The organism is uncultured Clostridium sp., assembly GCF_900547735.1.
GTDB lineage: Bacteria > Bacillota > Clostridia > Lachnospirales > Lachnospiraceae > Otoolea.
Window position 1 is genome coordinate 1 of sequence record NZ_URHZ01000078.1, and the last position, 25,108, is coordinate 25,108.

Genomic DNA, 25,108 nt, shown 5'->3' on the forward strand with positions numbered 1-25,108 from the left:
CTCCCTCTCACCATCCCGAACCCCGACCGTCCCGGCGGCGTTCTCATTCCTCAACAAAATCCCCATTAAAAAAAGCCGGACCGCAAAGCGGAGATACTCCCCGCTTCGCGTTCCGGCTCTTTCCAAGCCTTATCTGTTATTTAGTTTAAAATCACCTGTTCTGTTTCTTTATCAAAAATATGTACTTTCGCCATATCCAGTGCAAATTCAACCGTGTCGCCGGGACGTGCGGTTGTCCTTGGGTTTACTCTGGCCGTACAGCTGCTCTCATCCACATCGAAGTACAGGAATACTTCTGCGCCCAGCATCTCGTATACACGGATCGATGCTTTGATCGTGGAACCTGCCGCCGCTTTGACCGCTTCCTCCTCGTCATGCAGATCTTCCGGACGGATACCCATGGTCACTTCCTTGCCGATATATCCCGCATCTTCCAGCGCTTTGCCCTTGTCGGCCGGGAGTACGATGGTATTGCCTGCAAACGACAGGGTCACGTCGGAGCCGGACTTGCCGACTGTGGAATCTAAAAGGTTCATCTGCGGAGCTCCGATAAAGCCTGCAACGAACTTGTTGGACGGTTTGTCGTAAAGGTTCTGAGGCGTATCCACCTGCTGAACGACACCGTCTTTCATAACGACGATTCTGGTTCCCAGTGTCATGGCCTCTGTCTGGTCATGAGTAACGTAAATGATGGTCGTTCCCAGTCTCTGATGAAGTTTGGAGATCTCAATACGCATCTGTCCCCTCAGTTTGGCATCCAGGTTGGACAGCGGCTCGTCCATCAAAAAGACCTTTGGATTACGCACAATAGCACGCCCCATCGCCACACGCTGCCTCTGTCCGCCGGAGAGTGCCTTCGGCTTACGATCCAGCAGGTGGGAAAGATCCAGGATTTTTGCTGCTTCCTGTACCAGACGGTCAATCTCATCTTTCGGCATCTTTCTAAGCTTTAGGCCAAACGCCATATTATCGTATACGGTCATGTGGGGATATAACGCATAGTTCTGGAAAACCATGGCGATATCTCTGTCCTTCGGTTCCACATCATTCATCAGTTTTCCATCAATATAAAGTTCACCCGAAGTAATGTCTTCCAGACCGGCAATCATGCGGAGTGTCGTAGACTTACCGCAGCCGGAAGGTCCTACAAAGATGATAAATTCTTTATCTGCTATTTCCAGGTTAAAATCTTTAACGGCTACAAAGCCGTTGGGATATTTTTTTGTTACGTTCTTAAGTGATAAACTGGCCATTCTTCCTGTTCCTCCTGTTTCAACTGCATCATCACGATATCTTTTCTCATTCGGTATGCATCTATCCTACCATGTCTTCGTTTTCCAGACCATGTTTTAAATGTCACAAAATCATTTCCCCGTTTTGAGCATTTTGTATATACAGCAAAAAAAGTGTTCAAAATGTCAAATTAAATTCGCCTCATTCCGATGATTCCGTTTAAATTTGGTAGAATTGTTTAAATTAAAAACAAATTTGTGAAAACTCAACAAACTTTTACTCCCGCTTCTGTGCAATCCTCTTGCCAACTTTTTTTCTTTGTCTAAAATAGACAAATTTAAGCGGCGCGGGAAGCGGAAAAGACGTGAAGGATTGCCGCTTGACATCGTGATTTTCATAAAAAACAGGCATTCCGCTCTTCTGCTGCCAATAATTGGAGATGTAAAAAACCGGTTATCCCGGCATGAAAACCTGGATATTATGTTAACAGATTGCGCCTCTTCCGGCATTTTGAAACCGAAAACGTCATCTTTTTACCGCTTTTCACCATAACATCATACAGCCAGGCATTGCTCCCCATTGTTTACGAAAGTAAATGCTTCCTTTGGTAAAGCAGGTAATCCCAACGCCGATGCTTAAGTTCCCGGCGGTCCGGCCCGGACGGCTTATGATTCTATCGGATCGTTTAAAAAACTTTCCGAAAAAAACGATAACCTGCACGTTCCGCGGGCCGGGTACCGCCTTTAACAACGAAAAGCACGCTTCGCGAACTTTTCATTGCCACTCAGAACAAAGAGTTCCGCAAGCGGAACTCTTGCGCTGCCGCGCGGTTGCTTCTGCAACCATTTACCTCTGCGCGGCATGTGCATCCTCGCGGAGCATTTTTGATTCATAGGACGTAATTTCCTATGAATTTAAAAAGACCCGGCCTTCCGGCCGGATCTTCCGTTCACTCATCTGTGATTATTTAAACTGTGATTCTTTAAACTGTGATTCTTTAAGCAGTAATTCTTTCAACTGCAATTATTTTAAAGCAATTGCTTCCATCTCCATCAGAACATCTTTCGGCAGTCTGGCAACTTCCACGCAGGAACGTGCCGGGCAGTCACCCTCAAAGTATCTGGCATAGATCTCATTAATCTTTGTGAACTCGCCCATATCTTTGATAAATACCGTTGTCTTGATTACGTTGGCCATTGAGGAGCCTGCTGCCTCTAAAAGGTTCTTTACATTCTCCATCACCTGCTCGGCCTGTGCTTCGATTCCCTCAGGAATTACGCCTGTAGCCGGGTTTACCGGAATCTGGCCGGATGTGTAGACAATGCCGTTTACCTCAATTGCCTGTGAATAAGGTCCAATTGCTGCCGGTGCGTTTTCTGTGCTGATTACTTTCTTCATGTTCATTTCCTCACTTTCCTTTTCTTTTGATGCTTTTTTCTGTTATCTCTATTTTACCTTCTTTTAAGAGATGTCCTACGGCTCGCTTAAATGCATTCTTGCTCAGGCCCAGTTCCCGTTTGATCACTTCGGGATCCGCTTTGTCACTGAAGGGAAGGACTCCGTCAAACTCATCAATCACCTTCATTACCAGATCCACATCGGTGTCCATCTGCAGATATGCTTTATCCCTCAGGCTCAAATCCAGCTTTCCGTCTTCCCTGACTTTCGTCACGCGGGCTTTCAGCGCCTCGCCGGGATGGCAGCTGGAAAACAGTTCCTTCTTCGGGATCAATCCATAATATTTATCATCGACAGCCACAAAGGCTCCCAGATTCTCATTGATTTCATAGACACGGCATTCTACCCAGTCGTCCTTTTTATACGGCGCATTGCTGTTCATATAGGAATATACCTTTGTCGTCGCCGCCAGACGGCCGCTCTTGTCCACATAAAGGGCTACAAGGCATTCTTCACCAACCCGCACCTTATGGTTCTGCTCCTTAAAAGGAAGCAGCAGATCTTTTTCCAGCCCCATGTCCAGGAATGCACCTATTTTGGATACATCGGTCACCTTAAGGAGCGCGGTCTCTCCCACCTGCAGCTTCGGCATGGCGGCCGTCGCGATCAGGCGGTCCTCCGAATCCTTATAAATAAATACGCGGAGCCTGTCTCCCGTCTTTGTCCCTGCGGGCACCTGTTTCTTCGGCAGAAGCACGGAAGCCTCCGCGTCCTCCTTCTCGCCCAGGTAAACGCCGAACTCCTTTTCCCGGAGTACTTCCAGTTCCTGTACTTTTCCCAGTTCTATCATGTCATTCGTCCTCTCTTTTCTCAGCCAGCCATATGTTGGCAAACACATTGCCGGCAACGTCCTGTAAAGACACCACATATCCCTCCGGAGTTCTTCCTATCTTCGGATACATCACGTCTCCGAGCACCGCTGCCTTCTTATATTCCGTCCTCAGTTCCCGGACTGCGAATTTCTCGGGCAGAAGCTCCCTGGCAATCTCCACATACTGCGCATTATTCACATGCTGGTTCGTATCAATATGATGTCTTGCCGCCGTGACCGGTTCCCCGCCCACGTAATCTTCCGGCAAAAGGATTTTCCTCGGCGCAGCCGGAAGCGGAAGTTTCTCCTCCCCCTGCCCATATCCCCGTATCTCATCCTCGGTCACCCTGGCCGGGCAGTTCTTCTCCAAGTCATAGAAAAACCAGCAGGAATCCGCCCTCACAAGATAGTTTCCATCCAAATCGGTAATCGTAAAGTTCCGGTATCCATAGATACCCCTGAAACCGTAAGGCCAGGTTGATATCCTGATACGCTCGCCAAGCCCCGGACAGCGGTCAATCAGAATCTGCCACGTATTCAGCCACCAGGCTCTCTTCTTATCATACAGATAAGAAAGCCCCAGTTTCAAATCTTCCGACTGAAATGTGGAACAGTCCTGCAGATAGTTCATAATCCCGGTCACCGACAGGCGGCCGGTCTCATCCATCTCGCTGTACCGCACTCTGCTTTCAAATGTATACATAGTCCACCTCGCTGTCATACCGTGCCTGCACCCTCTGTCTATAGCCGCCGGACCGGTATCCTGCTGATATTATAGCTGATTCTGCCGGACTTGTCTATCGATTCTCTGCCGGCAATTGTTCTATCTAAATACAGACAAAATATACATAAATTGATAGTTGTCTTTCTTATAACTTTTATCGCAATTGAGTAAATTGAAATAACATTGTATAATAAAACCAGATTATTATTTTTTCACATAATGAGGGTGATATACTTGATCGAATACAAAAAAGCCACTGTTGTACGTGCATATAAAGATTTTATTGAAAAGACAATTTCAATTAAGAAATAACCAAAAAGAAGAGTGGCTCGGAGCCATTTCGTAATATCATATCGCTTTGTGAAAAAGTCATTATTCCATATAGGCGTAATTTTTGTTTGTTTTCTCTATTTTGGCTTTTTCTATTACCGAAACAGAAAATAACGGCCATCCCATTCCTTCCATAATTCAAGACGCAATAAAACGCTTCGCGATGCACAGAAACTTATATATTTTTTTCTTAAAAGGGCTTGACATCTCCCATTTCCCGAAGTATAATACAGATCGTTATTTCATTGGGCCATCGCCAAATGGTAAGGCAACGGACTCTGACTCCGTCATTTTCAAGGTTCGAATCCTTGTGGCCCAGCTTTAAAAAGAGCATTCAGTCAGCCTCAGAAGGCAGCTTGATGCTCTTTTTTTATTCTGTGCATCGCGAAGCGTGTTGCTGTTTTCAAGAGCCGCTGCCCGGATACCTCCCTTACAATCCCGACAGGGGCATTATCCCAATAAGGCGTACTACGCAAAATACTTATTGGGCGCGGTTAAAGTTTTTTTGCTAAAAATAAGCAGGGATTTTCTATATCCCAATGGAGAGGGAAAATTTCTAATGGTACAAACCCAATCTTATAATAAAATTTTCGTGTTCTTTCATAGGGTTCAAAATCCACGGTATCAGCCAGTGTTTTAACAGTCAAAAATTGAAATTGATTTGTACGACAATATTCTTCAACTGAAGATATAAGCTTTGTGCCTATTCCTCCACGCTGATACTCACTAATAATACCCATAACAGATATTTCTGCCGTATATTCGTTGTGAATTTTTATTGCAACAAAACCTATCGGCTTTTCTCTCTCATAAGCAACGTAAAACGGCATTGATTTAACCTGATTAACATAATCAATTATGGATGCTTCGACTCCGAACCAATCAGGCAATACTCGCAAAATAGTATTACAAATATTAGACTTTATTTCTTGTTCTATAACTTCCTGAATATACATTTTATCACACCGCCTTATATAAGTTATTTCTTATACGCCTTATTTGTCCAAGGCGCAATAATACCTATGTCCGTCATAGACTAGCGTCCAACGGACGCGCAGCCGCCCCGTTAGGAGCGTTCACAGGGGATTGGGGTACACCTCAGCAAGCAGGGCAAGTGCATATGCACTTGCCCTGCTTGCCACTATTATGTTGCCTGTATTTGAGCATTGTTTGGAAAACATCTAAAGGTTATCAAATTATTATCAGGGTCTAAAAAACTCATATTCTTTGCACCCCAAGGTCTTAAAGTAGGAGGGTCAACAATCCTTACCCCAAGTTTAACCAGTCTTGCATATTCCGCATCAACATCATCAACGGTAAATGCAATGCAAATATTATGCTGATTTGATTTACGCTCCATACCATCATTATAAACTGTCAATGTGGTTTCCTCCGATATGATAAATTGATGGGTATCATCATTGCTTTCATTATCAATACCAAAGAGTAATTTATAAAAATTAGCTAGGCGAATAACATCACTTGTTAGTAAGCACACCTCTCCGATTCTCATGTATACCTCTCCTTCGCCTCTATAATCTCTCGCCTTAGTTGCCTAATGCGTACTCGTCATCTGCTTATTAGTTTAGGTCTAAACGCGTTTCTCGTCAATTCTCTATATAGCTTGTTAAAGTCCTTTATATAATCCGGGCGGGATATTGGGCGGGATATTAATAAACCCAAAGTGCAAAAGTTTCCAAAAGTACAAGCTGGAAAATCCCACAACCTCCCCATTTATGAGGCTTCCCGCTCTCTGTACGCCTATATTCGGCAAGTTAAGAGGGGCAAAAATAACACTATTTCTTATTTCTTATCTTTTCATCCCCTTAATAAACGTATAAATCAGCCAAATCAGAATCAGCGGACCCGCAAAGCGCATTAGCAGGGCGAATATCCCGCCGAGTACCGTGATGACGAGAAACATAAAAAGACCCACTACCACCAGAAGCAGAAGTTTCCAATACCATTTATTCAGATCAAAATAGTGGAAACTCGAACTGCTGCGGCTCTCCTGCTGCCTGTATCCGCCTCCCTGGCTCTCATAGTAGCCTTCACTCTGTTCCGGTATATCACCGGCCGCCTCACTGCTGTCGATGATTGTCCTGGCAATCAGCCTTGGGCCGCCGATCTCCTCGATCACTTCCTCCTCGCTGCGTCCTGCCGATGTCTCCTGAGAAATATAATTGTCATAATATCTCAGGTTCTCCTGCATAACTCTGTCGGAAACCTCCCCCTGCAGAGCATCCTTAAGCTCCTGTAAAAATTCTGATTTTCTCATGTGTCACTCCTTATGCTGCGGCTGCCCGCCTTACCGGATTCTCTCCTTCAGGGCGCCCTTCCGGTAAGCTGCCACAAGTTCTTTCAAGTCTTCTATTCTCCGGGCCAGTTCTTTTCCGTCGTCCGTATCGGCCACCATGATTCTCTTCCGCATCTTCTCCACAATACTGACGCGCGGCGTGCTCTCTTTCTTCGGATCGAATGGCTTATGCTCCGCCAGGGCCAGATGCCTGGAATTAAAAATAAGTGTGTATCCGGCAATCCCCGTTGTTCCCTGATAGGCTTTGGAGAGTCCTCCATCAATAATAAACAGCTTTCCTCCCGCTTTGATGGGAGTCTCGCCGTCCTTAATCTTCACCGGCACATGGCCGTTGATAATGTGGGAGCCGGTTGTTAAAAGGCCGAATTCCTCCAGTATCCTGTCACAGTATTCCTCCTGGACGCTCAGCTTATAATAGGGATTCATCTTCTCCCTGGACGCTTCCCGGTCCTCCACAAAATAGTGTTCAAACGTGGTCATCTTGTCTTTTCCAAAAACAGGAGACTTGGCGCCGCACCACAGGTACCACATAAAATCACGGCTCGCCTCTTTATCCGGCGCGCTGTCCGGCAGAAAATACGCATTCTTGACCTGTCTGTCGATAAAATCCATCAGTTCTTTTCCACGGTAGCCTGTTCCGTCCACCACCATCTCGTCAAAACTGCCGTCCTCCCTCATCGGGATACAACCGTGATACAACAGGTTTGAATTACAGCACTTGTACATGCTGCCGTTGGAGTACAGGAATTTAATGTGCTTGTGGAGAAGCGAGCTGTGGCAGAATGACAGCGTCAGCGTATGTAAAAGCTCCTCCTCTTCCTGGGAAAGCTTCAGAGGGTCGGCCGGATCGATGGTCGGGAAGTTCATGTCCATCATCGGGTACTCTTTTCCCTCTATCGTGACGGTTCCCTTTTCATAATCAATGGCCGTCAGAAGAATCCGGCTGTCCATTTCATATTCGGAATGGCGTTTGATAATCTGCCCCTCCACTTTAAACTGGATAACGGCGATCGCCTTATGCATCTTGGCCGCCAGTCCCGGATCCACGGCATCGTAGATATTCTGATCCAGAATACGCGGCATAAAACGCGTGCACGGATCATCGTGGTACACCTTGGCCGCAAACATGGAGAGCGGTCTGATATTAATCCCGTAGCCGTCCTCCAGCACGTCGAAACCATTGTAGCTGATTGCAATCCGGAGCACACTGCAGATGCAGGCCGGATTGCCGGTGGATGCCCCCATCCAGGAGATGTCGTGGTTTCCCCACTGGATGTCCACATCGTGGAACTGCATCAACTCTTCCATAATAATATCAGCCCTTGGCCCTCTGTCGAAAATATCACCGATGATATGGAGATTATCGATGGTCAGATTCTGAATCAGGCGGCACAGGGCAATAATGAAGCTGTCCGCCATCTCGATATCAATAATGGAGCGGATAATTTCACTGTAATACACCTTCTTGTTGTCATCGTTGTAATCCACATGGAGAAGTTCATCGATCGCATAGGCAAACTCCGGCGGCATCTTCTTGCGGACCTTGGAACGGCTGTATTTGGAAGAAACCTCCTTGCAGATCTGTACAAGACGGTAGAGGGCAATCCTCTGCCAGTCCTCCGTGTATCTCTGCTCCTGTTTAAGCTTTGCAATCTGCCTGTCCGGGTAATAAATCAGGTTCGCCAATTGTATCTCATCTTCCTCTGAAATAATATGGCCGAATGTCTCTTTAATCTTCTCGCGGATAATACCGGAGGAACTGCGGAGCAGATGGATAAAAGCCTCATACTCCCCATGCAGATCGCTGAAAAAATACTCTGTCCCTTTCGGCAGTCCGCAGATTGCCATCAGATTCACAATCTCGCTCGACGCCGCTTCAACGGTCGGATACTCACGTGACATCAGTTTCAGGTATGCCAGATCTCTCATTCTACATTTCCCCCCTGCCAGCAGACGGACAGTCCTGTAAAGGCCCGGCGTTCCACTCGTCCTCACAAATAAAAAGAGGCGGAAAAAACACGGAAACGCCTGTCCGATTGCTTTTATGATAGGTTTATAGTATCATAAGATGGAAAAAAAATAAAGTTATTACAATATTTCTACGGCAAGGAGGTTTCCCCATGGAAAAAGAGCTTCTCTACGTTTTCGGGACAGGCAACGCCGCCGTCACCCGATGCTATAATACATGTTTTGCCATTCAGGCGTTAAATGGCGAGTACTTTATGGTCGATACCGGGGGAGGCAACGGCATTCTCGGCATTCTCGAATCCATGGATGTCCCGCTCTCTAAAATACACCACATTTTTATCACCCACGAACATACGGACCACATCCTGGGCATTGTCTGGATGATACGCATGATTGCAACCGCCATGAAAAAGGGCGGCTACGAAGGCGATTTAAACATCTACTGCCACGATGAACTGCCCGAAACCATAAGCACCATCTGCCGCCTTACCATGCAGAAAAAATTCTACTCCATGATAGGCGGCCGCATCCGCCTGATCCCGGTAAAAGATCAGGAGACCCTTGAAATTCTGGGGCTTAACATCACATTTTTCGACATTCTTTCCACCAAGGCCAGACAGTTCGGTTTCACCGCCATTCTTTCAGACGGAAGGAAGCTGTGCTGCGCCGGGGACGAACCCTTAAATCCCCAGTGTGAACGCTATGCCCTGGGCAGCGACTGGCTCTTACACGAGGCATTCTGCCTCTACGGCGACAGGGCGAAATATAAGCCCTATGAAAAACATCACAGCACGGTAAAAGAGGCCTGCGAGCTGGCGGAGCGTCTCCGTATCCCTTCCCTGATTCTCTGGCATACGGAAGATAAAACCATCAAAGAACGCCGGGAGCTCTACACGGAAGAAGGGGCTGCCTATTATCATGGAAATCTCTTCGTGCCGGATGACAGAACCGTGATCGAACTTTAAAAGCGCAGAAACAGCGCCTCCCCGCTTCGCGGACTTTTCATTGCCGCTAAAGTCACAAAAGTCTGCATTTTCTTCCCCGGGAAGAATTGCAGACTTTTTGTCAATGTTCACAGGCGATGTCCCGCATGTTATTTGGGGACATCACATGCGGTAAAGGCCGCATCCCGCCTAACACGTCCCGCCTATCCTCTCGGAAGCAGATGGTAAAACGTCATCGTAGTGGTTGCCAGAAGCGTACCCTTATCATCAAAAATCTTTGCATCGCATACGGAAAATGTTTTCCCGTTTTTCACTTCCACTGCTTCCGCCGTAATTTTAGACGTATTTTTCCCCGCCCTCAGATAATTGATGTTTCCGCTGACCGTTGTCACCCGGTACTCGCCGGATGCCGCCGCTGCCGTGCCGGAAACCGTGTCGGCCAGGGAAAAAAGGACGCCTCCGTGAATTACGCCCAGTACATTCAGGTGCCACGGTTTAATCTCTATCTCGCATTTTGCATATCCCGGCCGCCGCTCCAGGGTTACCATTCCGATTTTATCCCTGAAATCCACCGCATCCGGGCCAAGGGCGCCGCCCTCCGCATAAATGTCTGAGTATGTGCCGCCCTGCTTTTCTTCGTTCTTCTTTTCTCCGTTCTGTTTTTCTTCCATTCTATTTTCTGTTTTATTCTCTTCCATCTGTCAATCACGCCTTTCTTTTTCTTCATAGTTCACGGTATATTCCGCCTTTTCTTCACATATGATCATAAGAGACACTTTTTTCAGGATTTTACCGCACGGAAGCTTTATGACAGGGGACTCTGACGCCATAAAATCAGCGAGACAACCCTGGGGCACCCGCGCCCGGACAGTGTCACGATATTTGTGAAAGGGGAATCCGTTTGAACCGATTTATTAAAAAAGTAACGGCCGGAGCCGACCGGCTACTTCTCTTTCTACATAAACGACGAACCGGGATTATCATCGGCCTTGAAGCTATGGCCGTTCTTTTTCTGCTCGCAGGATGGATTACGGGCCAAAAAGGAATATCCGCTTCAGCCTCCCCATTTTCCGGCGGCCTTTTCTCCATGTTCCGCAATGAAGAGGAAGGCCCCAAAAACGGTAAGGGAACAAAAGATTATATCAAATGGGTGGATTTTGATGTCTCGGCCGATGCCATGACACAGGCTTTCCGCTATGACGTAGCCACCTGCCAGCAGGATATCCATTTAAACTGGATTGAACTGCTCTCCTGTCTCGGAGCCAGGTATGGAGGCGATTTCTCACGTTTCTCCTCCTCCGATATGGACAAATTGGCCGAACAGCTCAAAAACGGCACATCGATGGATGAAATCACAAAAGATCTCAAATATTATCCTTATTACCTTGAGGCATATAATGCCGTTCTGGGAGGGCTCGTCGGATATTATGAAATCCAGATCCCGGAATCGGAAGCTCCCGCCTTCGCCCTGTCCGATACCCAGATCAATGAAGGAGAGCCGGGTGCGGCACAGGACGGCGGCGGGGATCAGAATACGGCCGATAAAGAAACGCCTTATGTGGAGCCGGTTACGCCGAACGGCGAACGGAAAGTCTGGGTGACAAAATACGGCCTTAAGGCATTTCATCCACTGGCCAAAAACTTTCCCTACAGCCACTACGATGATTTTGGGGTATCACGCTCCTACGGTTACCGCAGGCAGCACCTGGGCCACGATATGATGGGCCAGACGGGAACGCCCGTCATTGCGGTCGAATCAGGCTATGTGGAAGCCATCGGCTGGAACCAGTACGGAGGCTGGCGTCTGGGCATCAGAAGCTTTGACAAAAAACGTTATTACTATTATGCCCATCTGCGCAAGGATTACCCATATCAGGGTAACCTTAAGGAAGGCAGTATTGTCACGGCCGGCGATGTGGTCGGATACCTCGGCCGGACCGGATACAGCGCAACGGAAAATACCAACAATATTGATGAACCGCATCTGCATTTCGGCCTCCAGCTGATTTTCGATGAGTCCCAGAAAGAGGGAAACAATGAAATCTGGATCGACTGTTATGAAATTATTAAATTCCTGAGCGTCAACCGCAGCGAATCCGTCAAGGTGGACGGCACCAAGGAATGGACCCGCATCTACCAGATGAAGGATCCTGCCGTGGGTGAAGTCACTCAATAGTTTTATGAAAGCTTATGGATAAACAGCCCGCTGCGCAGCTTCGGCTCAAACCAGGTGGATTTCGGAGGCATCAGAAGGCCCGCGTCGGCAACGGACAAAAGCTCGGCCATGGAGGTCGGATACATTGAAAAGGCAACTGCCATGTCGGTATCCACCCGCTTCTCCAGCTCCTTCGTGCCCCGGATTCCCCCGATAAACTCGATTCTCTTATCGGTCCTCGGATCTCCAATTCCGAGGATCGGGGTTAAAAGATGTTCCTGTAAGAGTGAGACATCCAGTCCCTTCACCGGATCCGCGGTCATTATGCTCTCCCTGGCTTTCAGCGTATACCAGGCGCCGTCAAGCAGCATGCAGATTTCACCCTTGCGGGCGGGAATTTTTCCGGAATATGCATCGCATCCGGCGTTCTCGGTGTTCACTGTATTTTCGGCCGTTTTCCCGGCAGGATTCTCAGCCTTCCTCTCAATTTTTCCGGTTATCTCAAATGACTCCCGTACCTGATCGAGAAATTCCTGCGTTCCAAGTCCGTTCAAATCCTTTACCACCCTGTTATAGGACAGGATCTGGAGTTCATCATCCGGGAACAGGACGGAAAGGAAATAATTAAACTCTTCCTCCCCCGTGTATTCCGGGCGCTCTTCCCGCCTCTTTAATGCAACCTTGACGGCCGAGGCCGCGCGGTGATGTCCGTCCGCTATGTAGGTATGGGGAATATGGGAAAATTCTTCCGTGATCGCGCTTACCCATTCCGGGCGCGCAATTTTGAACACTCTGTGGCGCACTCCGTCAGGGGAAGTAAAGTCATAGAGAGCTTCTTCCTTTTTCACCTCTTCTTCCAGTTTCTTTATTACGCCGCTGGCCCGGTAAGCGAGGAAAATAGGGCCTGTCTGGGCATCCGTCACATCGACGTGCCTGATACGGTCCACCTCTTTATCCGCCCTGGTGTTCTCATGCTTTTTCACAATCTGGTTCAGATAGTCGTCCACCGATGAGCAGGCCGTGATACCGGTCTGGGTATGGCCGTCCATCGTAAGCTCATAGAGATAATAGCAGGGAACCTCTTCGGTCACAAAAATCCCATCCGCTTCCATCTGTGCCATAAGCTCCCTGGCCCTGGCGTAGACGCGCTCATCATAGGTATCCACGTCGTCCGGAAAAGACGTTTCCGCCCTGTCGATTCTTAAAAAGGAGAGAGGTTCTCTCTCCACCTCTGATTTAGCCTCTTCTCTGTTGTAAACATCATAGGGCAGGGCCGCCACCCTGGATGCGCATTCTGCGGCGGGCCTCATGCAGTAAAACGGTTTAATACCGGCCATTTTCTTCCTCCTTCATCATCAAAAATACCGGGGCGGCCGCTCTTTATCAAGCTGCCGCTCCGGCGTATCCTGCATTCGTCAACGATTATCTGATTACGCGCACACGCATCATGCCTTTGATCGCATTCAGCTTCTGGCGTGTCAAATCATCCAGTTCCGTCTCCAGATCAATCAGTGTGTAGGCATATTTATCCTTGCTCTTGTTGGTCATGTTGGCAATATTCATGTCGGCGGCAGCCAGGATTGCGGAAATCTGGCCGATCATGTTCGGAACATTCATATGCAGCAGGGCCACACGGTTCACGGAAGCGCACACGCCCATATCGCAGTCCGGATAGTTAACCGAATTCTTAATGTTGCCGTTATTGAGATAATCCATCATCTCTTTTACCGCCATAGCGGCGCAGTTATCCTCGGACTCTTCCGTGGAGGCGCCCAGGTGAGGCGTAACGATGGAATGCTCCATAGCCATAACCTTCGGGTTCGGGAAATCGGTTACATAGCGTCTCACCTTGCCGGACTTCAGCGCTTCGGCCATATCATCGTCATTTACAAGCAGATCTCTTGCAAAGTTCAGGATGACAACGCCGTCCTTCATATCCGCCATGGTGGTCTTATTGATCATCTGTCTCGTTCCGTCGAGAAGCGGAACGTGAACGGTTATGTAATCGCACTCTTTGTAAATAATGTCGGCCGACATGATGTGTTTTACATCTCTTGAAAGCATCCAGGCCGCGCTTACGGAAATAAAAGGATCGTATCCGTAAACTTCCATTCCCAGCGCAGCAGCAGCATTGGCAACCTCCGCGCCGATCGCGCCGAGGCCGATTACGCCCAGCTTTTTGCCCTTAATCTCGGTGCCGGCAAATGCCTTTTTCGCCTTTTCAACGTCTTTTGCAATGTCCGGGTTTTCTTTCTCCTGTTTACACCAGCCGATTCCTCCGGCAATATCACGGGCAGACAGCATAAGGCCTGCAATCACCAGCTCTTTCACTCCGTTTGCATTCGCTCCCGGTGTATTGAATACGACAATACCGCGCTCCGCGCAGGCATCCAGGGGGATGTTGTTCACGCCGGCCCCTGCACGCGCCACGGCCCGGAGGTTCTCCGAGAACTCCATCTCGTGCATGGAGGCGCTTCTTACAAGGATTCCGTCGGCCTCGGCCGCAGAGTCCGTCATCTCATATTCTTCAGGTAACAACCCGGTTCCGTATTTGGAAATCGGATTGAGGCAATGTATCTTTCTCTTTTTCATATCCGTTGCGTCCTCCGTCTCATTGATTAGTTTGCGTGATTCTTCTCAAATTCACGCATAAACTCCACCAGCTTCTCCACGCCTTCGGTTGGCATGGCGTTGTAAATGCTGGCCCTCATACCGCCTACCGTGCGGTGTCCCTTTAAGTTTACAAATCCGGCTGCCTTTGCCTCTTTGACAAACAGGGCATCCATCTCTTCATCTCCCGTTACGAACGGTACGTTCATTAGGGAGCGGTCCTTCTTCTCTACCGTGCCTCTAAACAGAGCGCTCTCATCCAGGAAATCGTAAAGGATCTTCGCTTTTTTCTCATTGCGCGCCTTCATCACTTCCAGGCCGCCCATCTTCTTCAGCCACTTGAACACCTTGCCGCACATATAAATCGTATAGGTCGGCGGTGTGTTGTAAAGGGAATCACTGTCCGCATATGTCTTGTAGCGCAGCATCGTAGGTGTACCGGGAAGTACATCCTCCGTAATCAGGTCTTCACGGATAATCACAATGGCAACACCGGCCGGCCCTACGTTCTTCTGTACGCCGCCCCATAAAATGCCAAATTTACTTACATCGATCGGTTCTGAGAGAAAACATGAGGAGATATCAGCCACCAGGGGTTTTCCCTTGGTGTTTGGAAGTTCATGGTATACGGTACCATAAATTGTGTTGTTCAGGCAGATATAAACGTAATCCGCATTCTCATCGATAGGCAGATCCGAACAGTCCGGAATGTAGCTGAATGTCTTGTCGGCGCTTGATGCAACCGCATTCGCCGTGCCGAACAGCTTTGCCTCCGAATATGCTTTCTTTGCCCACTGGCCTGTGATGATATAGTCGCCGACTTTGTTCTTCATCAGATTCATCGGGACCATGGCAAACTGTACGTGTCCGCCTCCCTGTACAAATAATACTTTGTAATTGTCGGGAATATTCATCAGTTCGCGCAGATCTTTTTCAGCGTCGTCGATAATATCCTGGAAATCCTTTGATCTGTGGCTCATCTCCATAACGGACATGCCACTGCCATTGTAATCCATCATCTCAACGGCTGCTTCTTTCAGTACTTCTTCCGGCAGAACGGCCGGACCTGCCGAAAAATTGTAGACTCTGCTCATAGATAGTTCCTCCTCTTTTCCTCATATCTCTTCTCAAACTCTGTTACTGCTCATATCCCAGAATATGGAATGTTCTCTATTTTACAACTGTTCAATCCGTAAGTCAATCTCATCAAAGGCTTCTTCGATCGGTTTTCCCGCAGGAACCATCGGGAATACCTTGTCGTCCGTCCCAATCTGGCAGTCGATTACCACCGGGACATTCAGGCTGATCGCCTCGCGGAGAACCGGCTCCAGCTCCTCTTTCGTCGTCACGCGGTAAGCCTTCGCGCCAAGGCCTTCCGCCACCTTCACGAAGTCCACCTGATCGTTTAAGACGGTCTGTGAATATCTCATGCCGTAGAACAGAGTCTGCCACTGGCGTACCATGCCCAGCACATGATTGTTAAATATCACCTGGATAATCGGGATGTTGTAACGGGTTGCGGTGGCAATCTCGTTCATGTTCATGCGGAAACAGCCGTCTCCGCCGATATTGATGACGGTTTTATCCTTACATCCCATCTTGGCTCCGATGGCGGCGCCCAGGCCGTATCCCATCGTGCCCAGTCCGCCCGATGTGAGAAGCTGTCTCGGCCTCTTGAACTTATAATACTGGGCGGCCCACATCTGATGCTGGCCTACGTCTGTAGAGATGATTGCCTCACCGTCCGTCACCTCATATATCTTTTCCATAATATACGGACCGGTCAGTGTCTCTTTGTTGTAGCGGAGCGGATACATATCCTTTAACCGTTCCACATGGGCAATCCACTGGTCGTGGTTGATCGGATCCAGGCGGGCATTGAGTTTCCTTAAAATCACTTTGACGTCGCCGATTACGCTGGCATCCGTTATGATATTCTTGTTGATCTCCGCGGGATCCACATCGAGCTGGAGAATCTTTGCATGGGACGCAAAACGGGATGCGTCTCCCACCACGCGGTCGCTGAACCTGGCTCCCACTACAATCAGAAGGTCGCACTCGGCCACGCCGAAGTTGGAAGTCTTGGTGCCGTGCATACCGATCATGCCCGTGTAGAGTTCATCCGTTCCGTCGAACGCGCCTTTTCCCATCAGGCTGTCGGCCACCGGGGCCTGGATCTTATGGGCAAATGCATGGAGTTCATCGGCCGCCTCCGCAGCTACGGCTCCGCCGCCCACGAAAATAAACGGCTTTTTGGATGCGCGGATCATGCCGAGGGCTTTTTCCAGATCTTCCTCCGTAATCTCGGAATCTTCGCGCCTTATCTCATCCGGCTTCTTGTATTCGTAATCACATTCCGCCGCCGTAACATCCTTGGTAATATCCACAAGGACAGGGCCCGGACGCCCGCTGCTTGCGATGGTAAATGCCCGTCTCAGCACGCCGGCCAGTTTTGTTACGTCTTTCACAATGAAGTTATATTTCGTAATGGGCATTGTTACGCCGAGAATATCGATCTCCTGGAAGCTGTCTTTTCCGAGAAGGTTCATCGACACGTTACAGGTGATGGCCACCATCGGGATAGAGTCCAGATTGGCGGTTGCAATGCCTGTAACAAGGTTCGTCGCTCCCGGTCCCGATGTGGCCAGGCAGACACCCACTTTTCCCGTGGCTCTGGCATAACCGTCGGCCGCATGGGATGCTCCCTGCTCGTGGGAAGTCAGGATATGGGTGATCTCATTCTGATGTTTATAAAGCGCATCGTAAATGTTTAAAATGGAACCGCCGGGGTAGCCGAATACGGTGTCAACTCCCTGTTCTTTTAAACATTCGATGACGATTTCTGCTCCTGTTAATGTTTTCATTTATATTCCTCTGCTTTCCTGTGATCTTTTATCTCACGGCTGATGCCGGTTCTTTATAAAGACTCCGCTTATTTCTTCGGAACCTCCAGTACGGCTCCCCTGTTGCCGCTGGTAACCATGGCCGAATACCTTGCCAGATAACCGGTTGTAACCTGAGGGGTCCTCGGCTGCCAGTTCTTCCTTCTCTCCTCCAGCACCTCGTCGGAAACAAGAACATTTAATTTATTCTGATTGATGTCGATGGAAATGATATCTCCCTCTTCCACAAGGGCAATCGGTCCGCCCACGGCTGCTTCCGGTGAAACGTGTCCGATGGATGCGCCTCTGGATGCGCCTGAGAAACGGCCGTCCGTGATCAGGGCAACGGAGGAACCAAGTCCCATTCCCGCTATCGCCGACGTCGGGTTCAGCATCTCTCTCATGCCCGGTCCGCCCTTAGGACCTTCATAACGGATCACAACCACATCTCCGGCCACAATCTTTCCTTCCTTAATGGCGGCAATCGCATCTTCCTCACAGTCGAATACGCGGGCCGGTCCCTGATGCTCAAGCATCTCCGGCGCTACGGCGGAACGTTTTACCACCGCCGTGTCGGGAGCCAGATTGCCCTTTAATACGGCAATTCCGCCTGTCTGGCTGTATGGGTTATCGATCGGCCTGATGATCTCGGGATCGCGGTTTACACAGTTCTTAATATTCTCGCCGACCGTTTTGCCCGTCACCGTCATGCAGTCCAGGTTTAACAGATTTCTCTTCGACAGTTCGTTCATAACGGCATAGACGCCGCCGGCTTCATTCAAATCTTCCATATATGTAGGACCTGCAGGCGCCAGGTGGCAGAGGTTCGGTGTCTTTGAACTCATCTCATTGACCAGCTCCATGTTCAGATCAACTCCTGCCTCATGAGCGACAGCCGGAAGGTGAAGCATGCTGTTGGTGGAACAGCCGAGCGCCATGTCCACGGTGAGGGCATTTAAGAATGCATCCTTTGTCATGATATCCCTTGGCCGGATGTTCTTCTCATACATCTCCATTACCTTCATACCGGCGTGTTTTGCCAGCTTGATTCGCTCGGAGTATACGGCCGGAATGGTTCCGTTGCCCTTGAGTCCCATGCCCAGCACTTCGGTCAGGCAGTTCATGCTGTTGGCGGTGTACATGCCGGAGCAGGAACCGCAGGTCGGGCAGACTTTATTCTCAAATTCCGTTACCTCTTCCTCCGTCATCGTGCCGGCTGCGTAGGAACCCACCGCCTCAAACATGCTGGAAAGGCTTCTCTTCTGTCCATGGACTCTTCCTGCCATCATCGGGCCGCCGCTGACGAACACGGTCGGTACATTGACTCTGGCCGCCGCCATCAGAAGTCCCGGAACGTTCTTGTCACAGTTTGGAACCATAACGAGGGCGTCAAATGCATGCGCCAGCGCCATACACTCTGTGGAATCAGCAATCAGATCTCTTGTCACCAGTGAATATTTCATTCCAATGTGTCCCATGGCGATGCCGTCACAAACGGCGATGGCCGGGAATACCACCGGTGTGCCGCCTGCCATTGCAACTCCCAGTTTAACTGCTTCCACAATTTTATCCAGATTCATATGGCCGGGAACGATCTCGTTATAAGAGCTGACAATTCCCACCATTGGTTTTCTCATTTCTTCCTCGGTCATGCCCAACGCATTAAATAATGAACGGTGGGGTGCCTGCTGCATCCCTTTTCTTACTGCATCACTTTTCATATCTTCTTGTCTCCTTTTTCTTCCTGCCCTTTTTCCGTCTTGTTACAATACGGCTGATTCTGCGGCCGACATTTACACGTTCAGTTAAACGCCCATTTTGGTTTATCTTTTATTCTACAGCATTTCCCAGCTTTTTTCACCTGTTTTATATGCTTTTTTCCAGGTTTTTTTTGGATTCTTTCAAGTATTTTGGGCTTTTACCGCGTTTTTGTAAAACCTGCCCCGGATCGGCGCCTCATTTTTGCCTTTCATGTAATTTTATAAATGATGGAGTTTTGTGCAAAACTCCATCATTTATTCTTGTTACAATTTTTCTGTTTTTTCGGGATTTAAGTAACTATTCATTTATAGTAGTTATTTATTTACAATCAGTATTTGATTAATGTATCTCGCATTTTCAAGCAATTTTCAAGTAATGCCCCAGCAATAATCAACACTTCATAGATTTTAGTTGTTTAACGCATACCGTGTCATTTTCTTCAAGTCTTTATCTTCCGGTCTTTTTTCTTATTTGCGGATTCGCTCGCAAATCAACTGCCCCATCTGAGTAGTGCCGACCTGGGAACAGCCGTCGGCCATAATGTCTACCGTCCTGTATCCTTCCGTCAAAACCTGCTGCACCGCATTCTCGACCGCCTTTGATTCCTCGTCCAAATCAAAGGAATAGCTGAGCATCATCGCAGCCGACAGGATTGTTGCGATAGGGTTTGCTATCCCTTTTCCTGCAATATCGGGCGCAGAACCGTGGCTTGGCTCGTAGAGGCCGAATTTGCCCTCATTCAGGCTGGCCGAGGACAGCATTCCGATGGAACCCGTAATCATACTCGCCTCGTCGGACAAAATATCACCAAACATGTTTTCCGTAAGGACGACATCAAACTGGCCCGGATTCATGACAAGCTGCATTGCGCAGTTATCGACCAGCATATGGGACAGGGTGACTTCCGGATAATCCTTTGCCACTTCCTCCACCACTTTTCTCCAGAGCCTTGAGGAATCAAGTACATTGGCCTTATCGACGCTGGTCACGTGTTTCTTTCTCTTCATTGCAATGTCGAATGCCTTAACGGCAATTCTTCTGATTTCATTCTCATTATAAACGAGGGTATCCACGGCCTGAAGCACTCCGTCCACCTCCTCGGTATGACGCTCTCCAAAATAGAGTCCGCCTGTCAGTTCCCTCATAATTACCATGTCGAACCCGTCCCCGATTATCTCACGTTTCAGCGGGCAGGCATCGGCCAGTTCATTATACAGGTAAGCGGGACGGATATTGGCAAAGAGTCCCAGCCCCTTTCTGATAGCCAGAAGCCCGGCTTCCGGACGCAGGTTCGGAGCCACATCGTACCATCTGGAATTGCCCACATCACCGCCGACAGCGCCTAAAAGCACGGAATCGCTCTTTCTTGCCGTCTCAAGCGCCTCATCCGTAAGCGGTACTCCGTGTGCATCGATGGAAACGCCTCCCATCAGCACCTCCGTATATTTAAAGGTGTGGCCGTAGACTTCTCCTACCCGTTCCAGCACCTTGCATGCCTCTCTCACAATTTCCGGTCCGATTCCATCTCCCGGAATCACTGCTATCTGATAATTCATATCCCTGTCCTCCTGCGTTTCTTAATTTATTATATAGAGCGTGTCTGAAAACTCATTTCCGCAGAAGTGGGCTCTCAGACACGCTCTAACTGATTGATAACGGTGGCCCGCACGTCCGGCGTGCAGATTTTCGCTGTATCCATCATATCTTATTCAACTTGATTTTTCAACTGTCTGTACCGATTTACCGGCTTCCGGCGTATAGTAATTTGGAATCCGACCTATAACCTCAAGTTATCTGGGAGGATGGCAGTGATTCCCAAAGAGGGGAAACCTTAATAAATGCCATGAATTTCCCATGTTTCCAAGGAGGACTATGATATGCTTTAGGACATTTATTAAGGTAAGGGAACGGCTTGACTTCTCCGCTCTTAATGGTTAAAGTAAAGGTAATTCATACCGTCCGTCTTGAACTATTAATCTCCCAGAATGTGAGGCCTGCAATGCATAAAATATTTCTGGCATTATCGGTTAACCTACTGTTTCTTCCTGTTTTCCAGCTTGCAGATCCCCTGGGTCATTGTTCCCATCGGACAGAAGGTACACCAGGTACGCGGTTTATAGAGAACCATCACAATCAGACCGATCAGTAAGGATGTCAGCATCAGACTGTAGAAACCAAAGCTGTACTGGGCCACCCAGTCAGGCACCATACCGGCCGTGTAAGTCCAGCCCCAGGGTACCCTGAAGGTCCAGAACAGCTTGATCGCCTCTCTGAGGCCCGATGCACCGGCCGCCACAAGATATGTCTGGAATACCATATTACAGAACATGGTAAGGAAAAAGGCAAGAAAACCGTAGCGGAACCACGGACTTACAAGGAAGCGCGGAGTCGGCCTGTTTCTGGAGCACTTATATTTTCCTCCCAGCATGGCGAAAAGCTGGCCGCGGCCGCAGAGGTTGTTACAAAACCATTTATTTCTTCCAAATATCGCAATGAACATCGGCAGCAGAAAATCAATCATTCCCAGCCAGGCAAAAAGTATGTTAAAAAATCCAAGGGCAAAATAGATAATCGACCATATCCACAGATAGTCATACCAGTGTTTATTTTTCATGACCGCACCTCCCTGGTAAAAATGGAAAGCGCTCCGGCCGGACAAATTCCGGCACAAAGCCCGCACCCAACACACCGCTCCGGATCGGCGGCGGCATAACATCCTCTGAAAACCTCAATCGCCCCTTTCGGACATACCTTCTGACATGCCCCGCAGGCGACACAGCTCTTCTCATTCACAGACACGCATCGTTTTGCAGTTGATTTAACAGACATTTATATAACTCCTTTATGTTTGATAATTAGAAGCATATCATATAATCACACTCCGTTCTGTAACCAGGTCACGTTTTAACCCGCTCCTGTTTGCACCGGATGTAGATAGACTTAGAACAGGCTGTTTTTGTACCGTTTTATGCCCGTTTCAGGCTCCGCAACCTCAGGTGGCGGAAAAAATCCGATATGATACATGAAGTTGGTGGAAGTAGCGCCGGTGCAACTGTAGAATAAAACACATAAAATACATTCTGCAGGAGGATAAAATATGAGTTTTACAGATAATTTGCAATATTTACGTAAGAAACAAAACCTGACCCAGGAACAGTTTGCCGAACAACTGGAAGTGTCCAGGCAGGCGGTATCCAAGTGGGAATCCGGCCAGTCCTACCCGGAGCTTGAGAAACTGCTCCAGATTTGTGAACTGTTTGACTGTTCGATGGACACTCTGCTCAAGGGCGATGTAACGGAGGCGGAGAAAGAAGACCTGGCCGGCTATGACCTTCATATGAACCATTTTTCCATTATGGTGGCCTTTGCGGTTTCCCTGATCATATTTTCAGTGGTTCCCGCCGCTTCTCTTGAAGGGATTCTCAACGAGGCCTTCACCAGCATCATTATGTTTATCCTGATTGGCATCGGCATATATATACTGATTATATCAAACGTCAACCACAGATATTACTGCAAACGCTATCCCTCCGTCGCCGATTTCTATACGGGAGAGCAGCGTGACGAGTTTCACAGGAAATATGCAATCGCCATGGCAACCGGCGCCAGCCTGCTTTTGTTTGCCCTCTGCCTGAATGTTGTTCTAGAATACATGCAGTTTCCTTACTTTGACGAGGCGGGCGGCGCTGTTTTTCTCATCTGCACTTCTCTTGCTGTGGGTATCTTTATCTACTTCGGCCTTCAGAAGGATAAGTACAATATTGAAAAGTACAACCGGGCAAACCTTTCTCAGGACACAGAAAAAGGCCGGCTGGCCGGCAAACTGTGCGGCGCCGTTATGCTGCTTGCCACCGCCCTGTTTCTGTTCCTCGGCCTTACGTTCGACATGTTCCGCTACGCGGCGGTTATTTTCCCAATCGCCGGTATCTTCTGCGGAATCATCTGCCTGTTCCTGGGTGATAAACGATAAAAAAAGTCAGGCCTGCGGGGTATTCACAATGTGAACGTTCCGCAGGCCCGATTTCTTCACGGATGCATTTACACCCGGCCTAATGTACTAATTGTCCTTAATTACCTGTTTCCTGAGCCTCAGCAGCAGAAGAATCACACTGACCGAAAGCAGAATATGACCAATCCCCGCAATGCCCGATATGGAGGCGTCCATGCCCCTGCTCAGCGTGCTGTTCCATACCTGTGTCAGCCCTCTGAGTAAAAAGCCAAATCCGGTAATATTCAGCCCGGCATGATAGACCGCGATAATCTTTCCAACGCCCTTTTCTCCCGCAAATCTAAAATTCTTTTCAAGTAACATCAGTAAAAGGAAAAAGAACATTCCCAGAATAAAATAATGCGTATGCATCACAGATAAATTCGTATGGCCTGTGAAACCGTTCAATTTTGTATATTCCCTGTAAAACACTCCCGATACCATGGCTGCCGCCGCGTATGCAAGAGACGCGTTTGCGTAATGTTTCATCATTTGCTCCCCTTTCTGTGGGACTCTCAGTTGATTTGCCGTTCCTGCTTATAAAGTCTTCGGTTCATCACCACAATCCACACGTAAGCCAGTGTTTTCGGTATCATCAGCATGCCGACCGCAGGCGCGGTTCCGCTGAACAGCACAACCGGCAGGTAAAATCCAAAGGACAGCCCCACCGCCAGGGGCATAAAACGGAATACACCGTCGTTTGTCCGCTTGATCTCCCGTGCAAAAATCACAATGATAATAAGGCCCATTACCGCAAACGGCACGTTGCGCAGTATGCCGAACATCAGCGGCTGGCGGTACTCGAGCCATTGGTTCTGCGGCAGAAGGCAGAGCCCAATCCTGAGAATGGAGAGAATCCACATGGCCGCCGTGAGTTGTTTCTCTTCCCTGATTCCATACCGTTCACGCCATATATAATAAAGAAGCAGATAAAAAACCGTCATGGTGATGGAGGTGACAAATTTGCCAATCCCCAGCGCAGCAGCGTTGGCCTCCAGCCCGTTTGTCCATAGTGCATAGGAACGCGGAACCAGATGAAATGCATCCCCCGCTCCAAGTAATGCCGTCATAAGCCCGGCCAGCTTCACAAGCCTGCCCTTTCCCTTAGCCAGCATGGTCAGTCCCGTTATCAGGGCAAACCCAAGATATAAAATATCAAATATTGTTTCCGCAATCGCCTGTGCCATCTTCGTCTCCCGTCCTGCAGAGCGTACGCCTGACCATCTCGATAAAGAAATGGAATTCATACGGCTCCGTCCTCAATAACATGACCATATTCGCCACAATAAAACGCGAATACTGTTCCATGGTAAATGTCCCGTTCCAGATATCATTCCGCACGGAAGGATCCTGCTCCATCCGCCGGATCAGCGTTTCAGCCAGTACCGCCTGCATCGATTCCATGCGTTCCTGCCCCGCTTTTTTCACTTCACCCAGGCTGTTCATAAGCGAACTTCCCGAGTTGTCGATACGATCCTTCAAAAAAATGAAAATCTCTTCAAGCTGTCCGCAGAAAGAATCTGCCGTGACCGCCGTCCTCATCTCGTAAAGCGTCTTCTTCCAGTACTCTTCCGTCAGGGCAAGCAGGATATCCTCCTTGCTGGAAAAATAGTTATAAACCGTGCCGGTCGCTACCCCTGCCCTCTGTGCAATCGAGCGCATATTGACCGCTTCAATTCCTTCCGTATCTGCAATCGCCCGCGCAGAATCAATCAGAGTGCCGCGCAGACTGTCGTCTTTTTTTCTCATATTGTAACCTTCCCCTGTTTCCATTAAATGAACATGTTCATTTATATTATATGATAATGATTCCTGTTTGTCAATGCTATAATGAACACGTTCATTAAAATTGTTATCTTTTGGTTTTTAAAAGGGGATTTAATTGAGGAATGAGAACGCCGCCGGGACGGTCGGGGTTCGGGATGGT

The 25,108-nt window shown here is 48.6% G+C and carries 23 protein-coding genes and 1 tRNA gene; 4 read left to right on the forward strand and 20 right to left on the reverse strand.

All coding sequences use genetic code 11. The features are described from left to right. Positions 1-140 precede the first annotated feature (140 nt). From ugpC to QZT18_RS19405, 4 genes are all read right to left on the reverse strand, one after another. Positions 141-1,253: an ABC transporter ATP-binding protein gene (gene ugpC, locus QZT18_RS19390; protein ID WP_294150536.1), complete on the reverse strand. Its 1,113-nt coding sequence runs from the start codon at positions 1,251-1,253 to the stop codon at positions 141-143. A 1,003-nt stretch (positions 1,254-2,256) separates the two neighbouring features. Continuing rightward, a complete protein-coding gene (locus tag QZT18_RS19395; RefSeq protein ID WP_125143248.1) occupies positions 2,257-2,631 on the reverse strand; it encodes a RidA family protein in 375 nt (124 codons plus the stop codon). 10 nt (positions 2,632-2,641) lie between these two features. Next, positions 2,642-3,481 carry a S1 RNA-binding domain-containing protein gene (locus QZT18_RS19400; protein ID WP_294150570.1) on the reverse strand — a complete coding sequence of 280 codons (840 nt, stop codon included), beginning with the start codon at positions 3,479-3,481 and terminating at the stop codon, positions 2,642-2,644. A gap of 1 nt (position 3,482) precedes the next feature. Beyond that, positions 3,483-4,205, reverse strand: coding sequence for an acyl-[acyl-carrier-protein] thioesterase (locus tag QZT18_RS19405; protein WP_294150538.1), 723 nt, complete (start codon positions 4,203-4,205; stop codon positions 3,483-3,485). A gap of 597 nt (positions 4,206-4,802) precedes the next feature. Between QZT18_RS19405 and QZT18_RS19410 the strand changes: the two genes are divergently transcribed. Further along, positions 4,803-4,875: transfer RNA gene (locus tag QZT18_RS19410), tRNA-Gln, on the forward strand. A gap of 175 nt (positions 4,876-5,050) precedes the next feature. Here the strand turns inward: QZT18_RS19410 and QZT18_RS19415 are convergent. The 4 genes from QZT18_RS19415 to QZT18_RS19430 all read right to left on the reverse strand — a co-directional run bounded on the left by QZT18_RS19415 (position 5,051) and on the right by QZT18_RS19430 (position 8,802). Then, the gene (locus QZT18_RS19415) at positions 5,051-5,512 is read right to left on the reverse strand and encodes a GNAT family N-acetyltransferase (protein WP_294150540.1); all 462 of its coding nucleotides are present in this window, start codon (positions 5,510-5,512) and stop codon (positions 5,051-5,053) included. 188 nt (positions 5,513-5,700) lie between these two features. Continuing rightward, positions 5,701-6,069, reverse strand: a complete 369-nt coding sequence (locus tag QZT18_RS19420) for a VOC family protein (RefSeq protein ID WP_294150542.1) — start codon at positions 6,067-6,069, stop codon at positions 5,701-5,703. A 297-nt stretch (positions 6,070-6,366) separates the two neighbouring features. Next, positions 6,367-6,834 (reverse strand): HAAS signaling domain-containing protein, encoded by a 468-nt coding sequence (locus QZT18_RS19425; protein ID WP_294150543.1) that lies wholly within the window; start codon positions 6,832-6,834, stop codon positions 6,367-6,369. A gap of 30 nt (positions 6,835-6,864) precedes the next feature. Next, entirely contained in the window at positions 6,865-8,802 is a 1,938-nt protein-coding gene (locus QZT18_RS19430) for a fructose-1,6-bisphosphatase (protein WP_294150545.1), read from the reverse strand. Between the two features lie 191 nt (positions 8,803-8,993). On the opposite strand from QZT18_RS19430, the gene QZT18_RS19435 reads away from it, so the two are divergent. Next, complete coding sequence (locus QZT18_RS19435; RefSeq protein ID WP_294150548.1) at positions 8,994-9,806, forward strand: MBL fold metallo-hydrolase; 813 nt, start codon at positions 8,994-8,996, stop codon at positions 9,804-9,806. A 182-nt stretch (positions 9,807-9,988) separates the two neighbouring features. Here QZT18_RS19435 and QZT18_RS19440 read toward each other — a convergent pair whose 3' ends face one another. Then, the gene (locus QZT18_RS19440) at positions 9,989-10,483 is read right to left on the reverse strand and encodes a PaaI family thioesterase (RefSeq protein ID WP_294150550.1); all 495 of its coding nucleotides are present in this window, start codon (positions 10,481-10,483) and stop codon (positions 9,989-9,991) included. Positions 10,484-10,680: 197 nt separating this feature from the next. On the opposite strand from QZT18_RS19440, the gene QZT18_RS19445 reads away from it, so the two are divergent. Continuing rightward, positions 10,681-11,961, forward strand: coding sequence for a M23 family metallopeptidase (locus QZT18_RS19445; RefSeq protein WP_366925933.1), 1,281 nt, complete (start codon positions 10,681-10,683; stop codon positions 11,959-11,961). A 2-nt stretch (positions 11,962-11,963) separates the two neighbouring features. Here the strand turns inward: QZT18_RS19445 and QZT18_RS19450 are convergent, their stop codons facing one another. The 8 genes from QZT18_RS19450 to QZT18_RS19485 form a co-directional block, all read right to left on the reverse strand. Further along, a complete protein-coding gene (locus QZT18_RS19450; RefSeq protein WP_294150552.1) occupies positions 11,964-13,277 on the reverse strand; it encodes a DUF1015 domain-containing protein in 1,314 nt (437 codons plus the stop codon). A gap of 85 nt (positions 13,278-13,362) precedes the next feature. Beyond that, on the reverse strand, positions 13,363-14,532 hold the full coding sequence (locus QZT18_RS19455; protein WP_294150554.1) for a phosphoglycerate dehydrogenase: 1,170 nt from the start codon (positions 14,530-14,532) through the stop codon (positions 13,363-13,365). Positions 14,533-14,558: 26 nt separating this feature from the next. Then, the gene (serC, locus tag QZT18_RS19460) at positions 14,559-15,644 is read right to left on the reverse strand and encodes a 3-phosphoserine/phosphohydroxythreonine transaminase (RefSeq protein WP_294150556.1); all 1,086 of its coding nucleotides are present in this window, start codon (positions 15,642-15,644) and stop codon (positions 14,559-14,561) included. A gap of 81 nt (positions 15,645-15,725) precedes the next feature. Next, positions 15,726-17,414, reverse strand: a complete 1,689-nt coding sequence (gene ilvB, locus QZT18_RS19465; RefSeq protein WP_294150557.1) for a biosynthetic-type acetolactate synthase large subunit — start codon at positions 17,412-17,414, stop codon at positions 15,726-15,728. 68 nt (positions 17,415-17,482) lie between these two features. Then, a complete protein-coding gene (gene ilvD / locus QZT18_RS19470) occupies positions 17,483-19,153 on the reverse strand; it encodes a dihydroxy-acid dehydratase (protein WP_294150558.1) in 1,671 nt (556 codons plus the stop codon). A 507-nt stretch (positions 19,154-19,660) separates the two neighbouring features. Further along, positions 19,661-20,749 (reverse strand): 3-isopropylmalate dehydrogenase, encoded by a 1,089-nt coding sequence (gene leuB, locus QZT18_RS19475; protein ID WP_294150560.1) that lies wholly within the window; start codon positions 20,747-20,749, stop codon positions 19,661-19,663. A 476-nt stretch (positions 20,750-21,225) separates the two neighbouring features. Further along, on the reverse strand, positions 21,226-21,807 hold the full coding sequence (locus QZT18_RS19480; protein ID WP_294150562.1) for a 4Fe-4S binding protein: 582 nt from the start codon (positions 21,805-21,807) through the stop codon (positions 21,226-21,228). Further along, entirely contained in the window at positions 21,804-22,022 is a 219-nt protein-coding gene (locus QZT18_RS19485) for a 4Fe-4S binding protein (RefSeq protein WP_294150564.1), read from the reverse strand. Before QZT18_RS19485 ends, QZT18_RS19480 begins: the two co-directional genes overlap by 4 nt. Positions 22,023-22,290: 268 nt before the next feature. On the opposite strand from QZT18_RS19485, the gene QZT18_RS19490 reads away from it, so the two are divergent. Continuing rightward, positions 22,291-23,163 carry a helix-turn-helix domain-containing protein gene (locus QZT18_RS19490; RefSeq protein ID WP_294150566.1) on the forward strand — a complete coding sequence of 291 codons (873 nt, stop codon included), beginning with the start codon at positions 22,291-22,293 and terminating at the stop codon, positions 23,161-23,163. Positions 23,164-23,250: 87 nt separating this feature from the next. Here QZT18_RS19490 and QZT18_RS19495 read toward each other — a convergent pair whose 3' ends face one another. The 3 genes from QZT18_RS19495 to QZT18_RS19505 are packed head-to-tail and all read right to left on the reverse strand — an operon-like array spanning position 23,251 to position 24,930. Then, positions 23,251-23,673 carry a DUF2871 family protein gene (locus QZT18_RS19495; RefSeq protein ID WP_366925932.1) on the reverse strand — a complete coding sequence of 141 codons (423 nt, stop codon included), beginning with the start codon at positions 23,671-23,673 and terminating at the stop codon, positions 23,251-23,253. 23 nt (positions 23,674-23,696) lie between these two features. Further along, positions 23,697-24,368 (reverse strand): hypothetical protein, encoded by a 672-nt coding sequence (locus tag QZT18_RS19500; RefSeq protein WP_294150567.1) that lies wholly within the window; start codon positions 24,366-24,368, stop codon positions 23,697-23,699. Beyond that, the gene (locus QZT18_RS19505; protein ID WP_294150568.1) at positions 24,337-24,930 is read right to left on the reverse strand and encodes a TetR/AcrR family transcriptional regulator; all 594 of its coding nucleotides are present in this window, start codon (positions 24,928-24,930) and stop codon (positions 24,337-24,339) included. Before QZT18_RS19505 ends, QZT18_RS19500 begins: the two co-directional genes overlap by 32 nt. Positions 24,931-25,108: the final 178 nt, after the last annotated feature.

Bases quoted from the DNA above. Each gene is read 5' to 3' on its own strand.
- QZT18_RS19450 (WP_294150552.1), bottom strand. From the start codon at position 13,277: ATGGCCGGTATTAAACCGTTTTACTGCATGAGGCCCGCCGCAGAATGC.
- QZT18_RS19425 (WP_294150543.1), bottom strand. From the start codon at position 6,834: ATGAGAAAATCAGAATTTTTACAGGAGCTTAAGGATGCTCTGCAGGGG.
- QZT18_RS19490 (WP_294150566.1), top strand. From the start codon at position 22,291: ATGAGTTTTACAGATAATTTGCAATATTTACGTAAGAAACAAAACCTG.
- QZT18_RS19420 (WP_294150542.1), bottom strand. From the start codon at position 6,069: ATGAGAATCGGAGAGGTGTGCTTACTAACAAGTGATGTTATTCGCCTA.
- QZT18_RS19400 (WP_294150570.1), bottom strand. From the start codon at position 3,481: ATGATAGAACTGGGAAAAGTACAGGAACTGGAAGTACTCCGGGAAAAG.
- QZT18_RS19485 (WP_294150564.1), bottom strand. From the start codon at position 22,022: ATGTCTGTTAAATCAACTGCAAAACGATGCGTGTCTGTGAATGAGAAG.
- QZT18_RS19415 (WP_294150540.1), bottom strand. From the start codon at position 5,512: ATGTATATTCAGGAAGTTATAGAACAAGAAATAAAGTCTAATATTTGT.
- ugpC (WP_294150536.1), bottom strand. From the start codon at position 1,253: ATGGCCAGTTTATCACTTAAGAACGTAACAAAAAAATATCCCAACGGC.
- QZT18_RS19405 (WP_294150538.1), bottom strand. From the start codon at position 4,205: ATGTATACATTTGAAAGCAGAGTGCGGTACAGCGAGATGGATGAGACC.
- leuB (WP_294150560.1), bottom strand. From the start codon at position 20,749: ATGAATTATCAGATAGCAGTGATTCCGGGAGATGGAATCGGACCGGAA.
- QZT18_RS19430 (WP_294150545.1), bottom strand. From the start codon at position 8,802: ATGAGAGATCTGGCATACCTGAAACTGATGTCACGTGAGTATCCGACC.
- QZT18_RS19500 (WP_294150567.1), bottom strand. From the start codon at position 24,368: ATGGCACAGGCGATTGCGGAAACAATATTTGATATTTTATATCTTGGG.
- QZT18_RS19505 (WP_294150568.1), bottom strand. From the start codon at position 24,930: ATGAGAAAAAAAGACGACAGTCTGCGCGGCACTCTGATTGATTCTGCG.
- QZT18_RS19395 (WP_125143248.1), bottom strand. From the start codon at position 2,631: ATGAAGAAAGTAATCAGCACAGAAAACGCACCGGCAGCAATTGGACCT.
- ilvB (WP_294150557.1), bottom strand. From the start codon at position 17,414: ATGAAAACATTAACAGGAGCAGAAATCGTCATCGAATGTTTAAAAGAA.
- QZT18_RS19455 (WP_294150554.1), bottom strand. From the start codon at position 14,532: ATGAAAAAGAGAAAGATACATTGCCTCAATCCGATTTCCAAATACGGA.
- QZT18_RS19440 (WP_294150550.1), bottom strand. From the start codon at position 10,483: ATGGAAGAGAATAAAACAGAAAATAGAATGGAAGAAAAACAGAACGGA.
- QZT18_RS19480 (WP_294150562.1), bottom strand. From the start codon at position 21,807: ATGAAAAATAAACACTGGTATGACTATCTGTGGATATGGTCGATTATC.
- QZT18_RS19435 (WP_294150548.1), top strand. From the start codon at position 8,994: ATGGAAAAAGAGCTTCTCTACGTTTTCGGGACAGGCAACGCCGCCGTC.
- serC (WP_294150556.1), bottom strand. From the start codon at position 15,644: ATGAGCAGAGTCTACAATTTTTCGGCAGGTCCGGCCGTTCTGCCGGAA.
- ilvD (WP_294150558.1), bottom strand. From the start codon at position 19,153: ATGAAAAGTGATGCAGTAAGAAAAGGGATGCAGCAGGCACCCCACCGT.
- QZT18_RS19495 (WP_366925932.1), bottom strand. From the start codon at position 23,673: ATGATGAAACATTACGCAAACGCGTCTCTTGCATACGCGGCGGCAGCC.